Annotated in this window: 7 protein-coding genes and 3 pseudogenes; 4 read left to right on the forward strand and 6 right to left on the reverse strand. The window is 60.5% G+C overall.

Features of this window, described 5'->3' with window-relative positions; translation table 11 throughout:
- Nucleotides 1–12: 12 nt before the first annotated feature.
- A pseudogene (istA, locus tag C8K44_RS24500) lies at nucleotides 13–638 on the reverse strand (IS21 family transposase); the annotation flags it as partial.
- 592 nt (nucleotides 639–1,230) lie between these two features.
- Here istA and C8K44_RS24505 point away from each other — a divergent pair.
- Nucleotides 1,231–1,557, forward strand: a complete 327-nt coding sequence (locus tag C8K44_RS24505) for a DUF736 domain-containing protein (RefSeq protein WP_109578394.1) — start codon at nucleotides 1,231–1,233, stop codon at nucleotides 1,555–1,557.
- A gap of 100 nt (nucleotides 1,558–1,657) precedes the next feature.
- Here C8K44_RS24505 and C8K44_RS24510 read toward each other — a convergent pair whose 3' ends face one another.
- The 4 genes and pseudogenes from C8K44_RS24510 to traC all read right to left on the reverse strand — a co-directional run bounded on the left by C8K44_RS24510 (nucleotide 1,658) and on the right by traC (nucleotide 4,574).
- Nucleotides 1,658–1,933: a WGR domain-containing protein gene (locus tag C8K44_RS24510; RefSeq protein ID WP_109578395.1), complete on the reverse strand. Its 276-nt coding sequence runs from the start codon at nucleotides 1,931–1,933 to the stop codon at nucleotides 1,658–1,660.
- Nucleotides 1,934–2,162: 229 nt separating this feature from the next.
- Nucleotides 2,163–4,080: pseudogene (gene traG, locus C8K44_RS24515) on the reverse strand (Ti-type conjugative transfer system protein TraG).
- Entirely contained in the window at nucleotides 4,067–4,282 is a 216-nt protein-coding gene (gene traD, locus C8K44_RS24520) for a conjugal transfer protein TraD (protein WP_109578420.1), read from the reverse strand. The pseudogene traG and the gene traD overlap by 14 nt, the downstream one beginning before the upstream one ends.
- A 4-nt stretch (nucleotides 4,283–4,286) precedes the next feature.
- Nucleotides 4,287–4,574 carry a conjugal transfer protein TraC gene (traC, locus tag C8K44_RS24525; RefSeq protein WP_109578396.1) on the reverse strand — a complete coding sequence of 96 codons (288 nt, stop codon included), beginning with the start codon at nucleotides 4,572–4,574 and terminating at the stop codon, nucleotides 4,287–4,289.
- Between the two features lie 255 nt (nucleotides 4,575–4,829).
- Between traC and traA the strand changes: the two genes are divergently transcribed.
- From traA to C8K44_RS24540, 3 genes are read left to right on the forward strand one after another with little or no spacing between them, the layout of a single operon-like run.
- The gene (gene traA, locus C8K44_RS24530) at nucleotides 4,830–8,132 is read left to right on the forward strand and encodes a Ti-type conjugative transfer relaxase TraA (protein WP_109578397.1); all 3,303 of its coding nucleotides are present in this window, start codon (nucleotides 4,830–4,832) and stop codon (nucleotides 8,130–8,132) included.
- Complete coding sequence (traF, locus tag C8K44_RS24535) at nucleotides 8,129–8,659, forward strand: conjugative transfer signal peptidase TraF (protein WP_109578398.1); 531 nt, start codon at nucleotides 8,129–8,131, stop codon at nucleotides 8,657–8,659. The genes traA and traF overlap by 4 nt, the downstream gene beginning before the upstream one ends.
- Before the next feature lie 4 nt (nucleotides 8,660–8,663).
- Nucleotides 8,664–9,815 carry a conjugal transfer protein TraB gene (locus tag C8K44_RS24540; RefSeq protein WP_109578399.1) on the forward strand — a complete coding sequence of 384 codons (1,152 nt, stop codon included), beginning with the start codon at nucleotides 8,664–8,666 and terminating at the stop codon, nucleotides 9,813–9,815.
- Nucleotides 9,816–10,370: 555 nt separating this feature from the next.
- On the opposite strand, the pseudogene C8K44_RS24545 reads toward C8K44_RS24540, so the two are convergent.
- Nucleotides 10,371–11,012, reverse strand: a pseudogene (locus C8K44_RS24545) (IS30 family transposase); the annotation flags it as partial.
- Between the last annotated feature and the right edge of the window lie 465 nt (nucleotides 11,013–11,477).

The raw sequence follows: 11,477 nt of genomic DNA on the forward strand, positions 1-11,477 counted from the left end.
GAACACCTCCTAAACTGTGCGCTCGCCCTGTTCGGGATGGCGAGGCCCTTGGCATAGGCGACGCATTTGTCGGCCAGCCAGCCGTTCAGATCCTCTAGCGTCTTGAAGCGCAGCCTCGGCGTGAAGAAGCGTTCCCGCACCACACCGACCTGGTTCTCGACCTGCCCCTTCTCCCACCGCGACGCCGGCGTGCAGGCCTCCGGCTCGACAAGGTAATGCCCGCACATCTGCGCAAAGCGGCGATTGTAGCGGCGATCCCTGCCGATGAAGATCGCGTCCACCGCCGTCTTCATATTATCGTAGATGCCGCGCGTGCACGCCCCGCGGAAGAAGGCGAACGCCCGGTCATGCGCGTCGAACACCATCTCCTGCGTCTCGCGGGGATAAGCCCGAACGAAGAACATGCGGCTGTGACAGAGCCGCATGTGCGCAACCTTTAAGGTCACCGTCACGCCGTCCAGCAGAACGACCTCGTGGCTCCAGTCGAACTGGTAGGCCTCGCCAGGGGCAAAACTCAGCGGAATGTAGGCCTCCGCGGCGGCGCTGCCGCGTTGCTCTTCCCAATCCTGCGCATGCCGCCACACCGAACTGTAGCTGCCGTCATAGCCCAGGCCGCGAAGCTCCTCGAAGATCCGGATCACACAGCGGACCAGGCATGACGATTGGACCGTCCTGTCTTGAGAGGCACAGATGAGGCGCGGCAAGTTGCAATCGTTGAGTGGGCCCATGACTGCAGCCGCGCGGTGCTCGTCGGTACCGGCAGGCCTTCTAGGGCTACCCGAGCGAACGGGATCGGGGGCGGCGTTTTCCGTGGGGCGCGCAGGTACGTGAGGCAGACGGCTGAGCCTGGAGCAAAGATAAGATTTGCGGAAATGTCGTTGCCGCCGGTTTCAGGTGGAATGGTCGCCAGCATCTCCGTCGGTCATCCGTTCAGCGAGCGCTCCAAACGGCCTCTCCATGGGCTGATCTGGCCGAAGGACGGCTAACGCCTCGACCGCCTATGCCGCAACAGTGCGTCTCGACTTTCTTCCCCTGCCGGCACCCACCCCAGGCAGCGAGCTGCATGGGGACCCCGGGATTCCGTCATTCCTCGCGAAACAAGAAAGTCGATCCTGCGCCGTCCTCCGCTTTGCTGCGGTCGCAAGCGATGCGTCGTCAGTCGCCTCCGGCCCATCGATCGCCATCGAGGCCGCATGGTGCGGTCTCGGGAACGGAAAACGGAGAAATACCATGGCGACCATTGGCACCTTCAAAAAGACCGGCGACAACGAGTTCACCGGCGAAATCTTCACGCTCAGCCTCCAGGTCAAGGGCGTGCGCATCGTCCCCGATCAGCGCGCTACCGGCGAGAACGCCCCTAGCCACCGCGTTCTGGTCGGCCGCGCCGAGATCGGCGCCGCCTGGTCCAAGACCTCCAATGAGGGCCGCAACTATCTGGGCCTCAAGCTCGACGATCCGAGCTTCAACGCCCCGATATGCGCGAATCTCTTCGACGACGAGGAAGGCAATACCTTCTCCCTCATCTGGTCCCGCCCGAACGGCCGGCGAGGCGACTGAGCCCAAACAGGGCCCCGGCCGGATCGGCCGGGGCCTCCCCTCAACTGGCGGGCGTCCCGTTAGCCGTCTCCGCGTACGGAATGAGAAGGCGCAGATTGTTTCACCCTCTGCAACTGCTGCTCTTTCTCTCGGCACTTGGATCTCCGTACCCCCGTCGCTTCTTCATGTTCTCCAGACGCCTCAGGGCTCGATTAGCCTCGTCTGGCTCATCGAAGGTTTCGATCATGGCTGGTCCGTTGGTTCCAATCCGCCCCCAGTTCCGAATGACCGATACGCCGCCAAAAAGATTGGGTTGGAGGGTTAGACTGTAGAACCGGCGCATGTTCAGGGCGGGGTCGATGCGGTGCAGATGAACGTTGTCCGAGGGCGTGCGCATAACCGAGAGTCTCGGTGCGAACGCGCGCCAGGTCCAACAACATGTTTGAATCGATCCTTCTTTACCGATTCATTTCGGTGATGCATTTTCAATGCGAAACGCAGGCTATTCTCTGTCCCCTCTTTTGCTGTGCGCGCTACCGCTACAGCGAGACATGAGATTCGATCCATTCGACGAAGATGCGGCTGGCGCGGACAAGTGCACGTCAGCTGCCGCTCAGACGGACTGCTCATGCTTTGTCCTCGGTCCAGTGAAATCTGTTTTTGCGGACACAAGCTGTCATGTCATCGCGCCGGAACCAGACGGCGCGTCCGCATCGGATCGGGGGATTGCCGGCAGTAAATACGATCTGCTCATCCGATCTCATGCGCATGACCTCGTCGGGCAGGATCAGTGGTCGCCGGTATAGTTGCTTCGAGCGCGACCGTGACGATCTGGACGTCTGGCTGGTGCGGCTGACCTGGTCTACCTCGACAGTGGTGTCGCCGCAGCGCCTTGAGATGTAGTCGGCGGTGTCGGGATCGTTGATCGCCGCGAAACTGATCCACGATGCGCTCTCGAACCATTTGCTCGTAGCGTCCCGGCCGCCATAGGCCTCGCGCATCTGCCCTATGGATTGAAAGATCATGATAAGCGTCAGGCCGTATTTGCGCCCCGCATCTCGTGCTGGCTCGAGTATGCTAAGATAGCCCAAGCGGGCGACCTCATCGAGCATGAACAGCGTCTTTGTGGCCGCGCGCCCTTTTCGATTGTAGATTGCATTCATCAGGGCACCAATAATGACGCGGGCAAGACCTGGGTGTGCGCCCAGAACCTTGAGGTCGAGCGCGATGAAGAGGTCGGTAACGCCGTCTGCCAGCTCGTCAGTTGCAAAAGCATCGCCCGATACCAGCGCCGCATAATTTGGATAGGAGAGCCAGTGGGTTTCCTTGACGGCGTTGGCGTAAACCCCGGAAAATGTCTCCGGGGTCATGTTCACGAATACGGCAACGTTCTCTTTGACAAACTCGGATGCCGACTGCTGATGGATCTGGGTGAGACGTTCTCGCAGTTTCGGCTCGGGCTCGGAGAGATTGGAGCGCACTTGTCTGAGGGTCTGGTCTCGTGGTCCTGTATGTCCGGATAGACAGACATCGGCGATCAGCGCGGTGAGAAGCTGCAGGGCGGAGGCGCGGAAAAAGTCGTCTCGAGCGGAGGTTTGTCGGGCATTGTCGGTCATCACCCAGGTCGCCACGGCGACAATGGTCCTCTTCCTTTGTAGCTCCAAAGCGACCGATCCAGTCGAGGGCGTTGAAGCCGACAGAGGCATTGGCGGGATCGAGCACGACTACATTGCGGCCGGCTTTGCGGCGATGGTCTATCACCATCGGCGCAACCTCCAATGACGGGTCAAGTACCACAAGGGCGCCACCCCATTTGAGCGCGGTGGGGATTGTTACCGAGGTGGTTTTGAAGCCGCCAGAACCAGCAAAGACTATGCCGTGGCACGAACCGAAAGCGCCATCGAAACAGAGCAGGGGTGACCGCCCACCCGCGCCCCAGCTCTCCCTTTCTTGAGCGCGAAATGGCACATCCGATACGCTATCGCGATCGACGCGATAGCGTTCTCCGACGACTATACCGCCCGTATTCGGAAAGAGCCGTTGGGCGTCCCTCATGCCCATCCATTCGGCTTCGCCATGCACCGCCCGTTTGCCGCGAATGCGATGGGGTGGAGCTCTCATGAATGCGGCGTTGCCTTTGACCGCGACACGAAGCGCAAAGAAGCCCGCGAAAAGCGCAACGAACGCTCCAAACATGGAGGCGGGATCGGCAAAGGACAGTTCTGACGGTCCGGTGGTCGATAGAGTGGAATATCTGATCGTCTCGCGGACCGCTGCGATGAAAACCACCGCAGCACTTCCCGTTGCGACGCTCCAGCCAGCGGCTTTGATGTGGGTGGCACCTGCTGCTGAAAAGAGAAAGAGGATGCCGACAATTCCCGACAACGCATAGGGCAAGGCTAGTCCGACACGAGCGAGCATCAAGCGCGCGCCATCGCTGCTTGCGAGTGCTGTCAGTCGCTGATCCGCGCCGCTGGCGCCAAAAAGCGTAGCGACCATCAGTATTGCGGGCACGATCGCAAGCAAGAGCCTATTCGCTGCCATGAACCCATGCCTCCGCGCCAATCGTCTCCAGCCTCGATCGCTCGGTTTCGTCTTCGTTGAGCCGTCGGCGTGCGTCGAGCAGCAGCCCAAGCAGCAGCGCCGGTTTCTCGTTGCGAAGACCCGCCTTCACGATCAGCCCGCCCATCTCGATCTTCTGACGTGTGTCCTGTTTGCGGGCTTCCGACATGAGCGTCCGCGACATGCGCTCAAGCTTCACCATTGCCGCCCGCAGCCGGGCCAACCGTGACCGACGCAGTGTCCGGCTTGGGGGCGCCGTCGTTGGTGCTCTTCGCCGATTTTTCGTTGCCATTGCGAAACCGGCCGGCCAATTCTTCGAGCCCCGCCAGCAGCTCGCCTTCTTCGATCTCGATCTCACCGAGCCCAGCCCGGAGTGCTATCCGGCCAATCCGCTCGGCCTCGCGCGTTTCAGCCTGTCTCAGTTGCTCCTGCAGGCGAGCGATGTCCTGTCTGATTTTCGATGAGGGTCGTTTCATCCTGGTAGGCTCCTCCTTGTCTTCAGTGGGCAAAGCGCCAGACAAGGATCGACGGGAAGGGTGCGAAGCACATCCCCGTTTATTGCGCAGTCGGCGATGCCGGCACTCTGGACGATGATCCCGCCGTTCCGAAGGAGCCGGTTCAAGGGCGCAATTATACGTCGCTGACGCGACGCCTTGCTCAACGGCCTGCCCAGCCAGCCGCTCCTGACGAACGCATGAGTGTCCGTTCGCTGTCCAGGAGCAATCTCTACCGTGGCTGTCCCGCACTTCTCCGTCAGCATCGTCAGCCGCGGTGACGGCCGCAGCGTGGTGCTCTCGGCTGCCTACCGGCATTGCGCCAAGATGGAGTACGAACGCGAAGCGCGCTCGGTCGACTACACACGCAAGCAGGGGCTGCTCCATGAGGCGTTTTCGGTTCCACCCGATGCGCCGCAATGGCTGCGCAGCCTGATTGCCGACTGTTCGGTGGCAGGTGCTTCGGAAGCCTTCTGGAACAAGGTCGAGGTCTTCGAGAAACGCTCGGATGCCCAGCTTGCCAAAGACATCACCATCGCCTTGCCGCTGGAGCTTTCTGCCGAGCAGAACATCGCGCTGGTGCGTGATTTCGTCGAACGACACATTCTCGCCAGGAGCATGGTTGCGGACTGGGTCTATCATGATGCGCCTGGCAATCCGCATGTCCATCTGATGATGACCCTGCGGCCAGTGACCGAGGACGGGTTTGGGTCCAAGAAGGTTGCTGTCATCGGTGAGAATGGCGAGGTGCTGCGCACCAAGACCGGCAAGATCGTCTATGAGCTATGGGCCGGCGGCATGGACGACTTTACGGCCCTTCGTGATGCCTGGTTCGAGATCCAGAACCAGCATCTGGCACTCGGCGGGGTCGACCTGCGTGTCGATGGCCGCTCTTATGCCGAGCGTGGCATCGACCTCGTGCCAACCACCCATATCGGTGTTGGCGCCAAGGCGATCCAGCGCAAGTCAGCGCGTGAAGGCCATGAGATGTCGCTCGAGCGGATAGAGCTGCTCGAGGCGAGGCGAAAGGAGGATGCGACCCGGATCCTGAAGCGACCCGAGATCGTGCTCGATATCGTCTCCTCGGAACGAAGCGTCTTCGATGAACGCGACATCGCAAAGATCCTGCATCGCTATGTCGATGATGCCGTCACGTTCCAGCAGTTGATGGTGCGCATTCTGCAGAGCCCGGAGGCCTTGCGCATCGAGCACGACGGCATCGACCTTGCGACGGGAGCGAAGATCCGTTCTCGCTACACCACGCGTGAGCTGATCCGCATCGAAGCGAAGATGGCGAAGCAATCGCTGTGGCTGTCACAACGCACATCACATGGCGTCCGGCAGAAGGTGCTGGACAGTGTGCTGGCGCGTCATTCGCAGCTGTCGCAGGAGCAGCGTGTCGCCATCGAGCATGTCGTGGATGAGGCACGCATCGCTGCTGTCGTCGGTCGTGCAGGCGCGGGCAAGACCACGATGATGAAGGCGGCACGCGAGGCCTGGGAATTGGCGGGTTATCGTGTTGTTGGTGCTGCCCTTGCCGGCAAGGCAGCGGAAGGCCTCGAGAAGGAAGCAGGCATCGTCAGCCGCACGCTGGCGTCGTGGGAGCTGCGCTGGAAGCAGGGCAGGGACATGCTCGACAAAAGCACGGTGTTTGTCCTCGACGAGGCGGGCATGGTTGCCTCGAAGCAGATGGCACTTGTCGTCGAAGCAGCAACCCTGGCCGGCGCAAAGCTGGTGCTGGTCGGTGATCCCGAGCAACTCCAGCCGATTGAAGCAGGTGCTGCGTTTCGGGCCATCGTTGACCGCATCGGTTACGTCGAACTCGAGACCATCTACCGCCAGCGCCAAGAATGGATGCGGGCCGCCTCTCTTGATCTGGCGCGCGGCCGCGTCGCACAGGCGATCCATTCTTATGGCGAGCATGGCAGAGTGCGTGGGTCAGAGCTCAAGGCACAGGCGATCGACAGTCTGATCGGCGACTGGAACAGTGACTACGATCCGACCAAGACTACACTGATCCTGGCCCATCTTCGGCGTGACGTGCGCGCACTCAACAGCCTGGCGCGTGAGAAGCTCGTCGAGCGGGGGATCGTCGGCGTGGGACATGACTTCCGCACTGATGACGGTCTTCGTCAGTTCGACGCTGGTGACCAGATCGTCTTCCTCAAAAACGAGACGTCGCTCGGGGTGAAGAACGGCATGATTGGGCGTGTCGTCGAGGCGGCACCAAACCGGATCGTTGCGGCCATCGGCGAGGGTGAGCATCGCCGGCTGGTCACAGTCGAGCAGCGCTTCTATCCCAACATCGATCATGGTTATGCGACCACGATCCACAAGTCCCAGGGCGCGACCGTCGACCGGGTCAAGGTGCTGGCTTCGCTCTCGCTGGATCGGCATCTGACCTATGTCGCAATGACCCGGCACCGGGAGGACATGGCGCTCTATTACGGGCGTCGTTCCTTCGCAAAGTCAGGTGGGCTTGAGACGACCCTATCTCGAACGAACGCCAAGGAAACCACGCTCGATTACGAGCGTGGCACACTCTACCGGCAGGCCCTGCGCTTTGCCGAGAACCGAGGGCTGCACATATCGCGTGTTGCGCGCACGCTCGTCCGCGACCGGCTCGACTGGATGCTGCGCCAGAAGGAGAGGCTTGCCGACCTGGCGCAACGGTTCCGTGTCCACGACGAGTGCCTTGGCCTGTTGCAAAGCCCGACAACGCAAATCCGCAACAGGGCCGAACCGATGGTCGCCGGTGTCACGGTGTTTGCCAGGTCGCTGGCTGATGTCGTCGAGGAAAGGCTTCTCGCCGATCCGGCCCTTCCCAAGCAGTGGGAGGAGATGTCCACACGCTTCCGCTATGTCTTTGCAGATCCGGAGGCCGCTTTCCGGGCAATGGACTTCAATGCGCTTCTGACTAACCACAAGGCTGCGAAACACACACTTGCTCAGCTCGTCAGCGAGCCGGCATCGCTCGGAGCATTGAAAGGGCGGACGGGTCTTCTCGCGTCGAAAGCTGACAAGGAGGAGCGCCGTGTTGCCGAGGTCAATGTGCCGGCACTGAAGCGCGACATCGAGCGCTATCTGCAGATGCGCACGGTTGCTGCCGAAAGGATCGAAAAGGAGGAGCAGGCACATCGTCACCGACTGTCGATCGAAATCCCGGCGCTGTCGCCGGCCGCCAGGTCAGTGCTGGAAACGATCCGCGAGGCAATCGACCGCAGCGATCTTCCAGCCGCACTCGACCATATCCGCGACAATCGCGAGGTGAGGCTCGAGATCGATGGCTTCAACCGTGCCATTGCTGAACGCTTCGGCGAGCGGACGTTGCTCGGCAACGCCGCGCGTGAGGCATCGGGTGCTCTCTTTGACAAGGCCGCGGGGGGCCTTCGAGCTAGCGAGCGAGAGAAGCTACGTGACGCATGGCCTTTGATGCGTGTCGCCCAGCAACTCGCTGCTCATGAGCGGACAACGCAGGCATTGACGCAGGTCGCGCAGTTACGAATGGCGCAGCGCCAGGGATTGGCGTGGAAGCTATGAAACGCAGGCGAATCGCAAACGTTCTCGGCATGGCTGCCGTCAGCGCTACAATACTTGCCATGATTGGCTGGGTCGGCGGCTACAGGCTCAACCTGACATCAAGCGCGGCAATCGGCCTTTGGCGCATCGAGGCGACAGAACGCTCCGTGGCCGTTGGCGATACGGTCTTCATTTGCCCTCCTACGACCCCCATGTTCGTGGAGGCGTTCGGTCGGGGCTATCTCCGTGTCGGACTTTGTCCGGGCGGGCTGGCCCCGCTACTCAAGACTATCGTGGCCGTTGCCAGCCAGCGCGTCTGGATCGGCGACGATGTCATCATCGATGGCAGGCCGCTTGCTGCTTCGCGCATCCGTCACAGGGACGGTCAGGGCAGGGCGCTTGTCCCCTTTTCCGGGGGCACCGTGCCGCCCGGCTACCTTTTCCTGCACTCATCCACAGCGAGCTCATATGACTCCCGATACTTCGGGCCGATCCCCGCCACCGGCCTTCTCGGTAGGGCTCGCCCGGTCTTCACCTTTCGTCCCTGATTATATGCGCGGCATCACGCTGACAGCGACTGCAGCTTTAGTCGGCTGCGTTGGCTGGAGCGGCGATCCGTTGAGCTTGCCACTTGCTTTCGCCTTGCCAGCTCTATGGACCTGGTCGCCATCCCGCCTGATCGCGGCTCTGGTATCGCTAGGATATTTCCTCGCAGCCTCCCGTGGCTTGCCTAAGGGCGTTGCCACCTATTACGCATCCGACCTTTGGCCTGGTCTGTTGCTTTGGATCGTCGCATCGCTCTGCTTCGTCGGTGTGCATGCGGCGATGTGGACTGGGCAGCGGGGGAATGCGAGGTCGCTGCGCTATCTGGCGGCGGTGGTGCTTTTGGGGCTGCCGCCCTTCGGTATCATTGGCTGGGCACATCCGTTGACCGCGGCGGGCGTTCTGTTTCCGGGGTGGGGATGGTGGGGGCTCGCTGGGGCCTTTGCCGCCCTCGGGATGATGACATCGCGATGCTGGCCGGCTGCCGCCATCGCCCTGGGGGCATGCTGGTTATGCTCCGCCGCTATGTGGTCGCATCCCGTGCTACCCAATGGATGGAAAGGCGTCGATCTCGAACGGGGTCGAAGCTTGGGGCGAGACGGCTCGCTCGACCATCACCTTAACCTGATCGCGACGGTCCGGCGCGAAGCGCGCGAGGGAAGCCGTTTCATCATTCTTCCCGAAAGTGCGCTCGGCTTCTGGACCCCTACCTTAGAGAGGGTTTGGCGAGCGGGGCTGGAAGGAAGTGATGTCTCTGTCATCGCCGGAGCGACAATTGTCGATGCGCAAGCATACGACAATGTCATGGTTGCGATTTCGGCCGACGGGGCGCGCGTCATTTATCGCCAACGTATGCCAGTTCCGGTCTCCATGTGGCAGCCCTGGCTTGCATGGACCGACCAAGGCGGCGGAGCGCGCGGGAACTTCTTCGCCAATCCCGCGGTCGAGCTGGGCGGTTATCGGATTGCGTCGCTTATCTGCTACGAGCAGCTCATCCTCTGGCCCATCCTACAGTCCATGATTTATGCGCCCGAGATTGTCGTCGCCACCGGCAATGGCTGGTGGACGGGTGGCACGTCAATCGTCGCCATTCAGAGGGCCAGCGCCGCTTCCTGGGCCCGGCTATTCGACGTTCCCCTTATCACTGCCTTTAACTTTTGATCGCTGCAGCAGCCTTATGCATCTTCCCAAATTTATTCACGGACGTTCCGCTGAATGTATGTTGGTTGAAATACAATAATAAAATCAATATTTTATTCTTAAAGGAATAGTCCGTAACTGCGAATTAGGCCAGCTAGGGCCGCGATACGGGGCCTCCAGATCTCAGTGTGCAAGAGAGGCGGAAAGGTGTGAATGGCGAGAAGGCTCGCTGCGAGCGGAGACTTGCGAAGCCATCGTGCCGGCCACCGAACTTGGCGGGACGGGCCGCGATGGGCGCGATCTCGGTTTGAAAAAGGAAAAGCCCGCCGCGGGGAGGAGGTCGCGACGGGCTCGAAAAGTAAGCGGCCTTGGGAGGAGTTGGCCGATTGGTGTTGCTACTTGTGGGAGGAGGAAAGTGGCAACAACAGTGAGATAAGCATGGGCGCCGGAAGGTTCAAGAGGGGGCCAAGCCGTGCGCGCTCCTTAGCCTATGGGTTCGCCGGGAAGGGCAGGCATAGTTGTTCGACGTTGGAGAATCCAAGCCAAGTGCATCATGCCGGCTGGGAGGGTAGGGGATCAGCCTCCCTCTCGCAAATGCGCCATGAAGACTTCGGCGGGTGTTTTATATCCAAGGCACTTTCGTGGCAGCGAGTTCAGATGATTGGCGAGTTGGACAAGCTTTTGCTGTGAGACGTCCGCCAGGTCCGTATCGCCGGGCATGAAGCGGCGAATGCGCTTGTTGGCGTTCTCGACGATGCCTTTCTGCCAGGGTGAACTGGGGTCACAGAACCAGCTCCTTGCGCCGATTCCGTCTTCCAAGGCCCTGAAGCCGGCAAACTCGGTGCCGCGGTCGAAGGTGAAGCTTTGACGTGCGCAGGATGGCAAAGCAGAGAAGGCTTCGATGATCTTGTCCATGATCGGACGCGAGTGCCGGCTTTGGTTCTTGATCATCACCGTGTAGCGGCTCTTACGCTCGAACAGGGAGGTGACATTGGCATGGCCCAGTACACGCTCGAAGATCAAAAGGTCGCCCTCCCAGTGACCAAATTCAGATCGATCGCCAATAAAATCAGGACGTTGCGATATCCTGTGACCGGCAGGAAACACGCTGTTTCGCGGCTGTCTGGAGCCACGCCGACGGCGTTTGCGGCGCGCCTCAGGCAGATATCGATAAAGCCCAAGCCCGTAATCTTCCTTGTCGTAGATGAAGCGGTAGATCTCCGAACGCTCATGGGCTCAGCCACGCTTCACGTCGCCAGTCTTCCTTCCAAACGCTGACGTTTGACCAGCATCCCAAGAGGCGACGACTGTCGCATCTCTAACTGGCTCATGTGTCGCATCTCTAAAATGGCGCTACACGGCGTTGTCGCATAATAGGAATTATGGAACAAGCATGCCTTGCAGAAACGCCGATTAGCTGGGTTTTTGCTGTTCCCGGTCGTCTCTGCAAGCTTGGCTGACGATCGGGTTGGACGCATTCGCCGTCATGCGCGTTATTGGCCGGCTGCGATGCCACTCAGGCGCCTCATCGTCCAGAGCGGACGTTGAGGTTGGGTGTAGGCATCGTCGCGGTGATAGTCGAAATCGTCGTTTACGGCATTAGCCCAGATTTCATGCAATGTTGTAGAAAGTTATCAATTTTCATGAAATACTCCGATTGGGCGTGTCTTTCATAGATTGGTA

Origin of the sequence: Aminobacter sp. AP02 (genome assembly GCF_003148805.1) — a bacterium.
Lineage (GTDB): Bacteria > Pseudomonadota > Alphaproteobacteria > Rhizobiales > Rhizobiaceae > Aminobacter.

Coding starts and splice junctions, on each gene's coding strand:
- traF (WP_109578398.1), top strand. CDS start 8,129: ATGAAACGCAGGCGAATCGCAAACGTTCTCGGCATGGCTGCCGTCAGC.
- traD (WP_109578420.1), bottom strand. CDS start 4,282: ATGTCGCGGACGCTCATGTCGGAAGCCCGCAAACAGGACACACGTCAG.
- C8K44_RS24510 (WP_109578395.1), bottom strand. CDS start 1,933: ATGCGCACGCCCTCGGACAACGTTCATCTGCACCGCATCGACCCCGCC.
- C8K44_RS24505 (WP_109578394.1), top strand. CDS start 1,231: ATGGCGACCATTGGCACCTTCAAAAAGACCGGCGACAACGAGTTCACC.
- traC (WP_109578396.1), bottom strand. CDS start 4,574: ATGAAACGACCCTCATCGAAAATCAGACAGGACATCGCTCGCCTGCAG.
- C8K44_RS24540 (WP_109578399.1), top strand. CDS start 8,664: ATGCGCGGCATCACGCTGACAGCGACTGCAGCTTTAGTCGGCTGCGTT.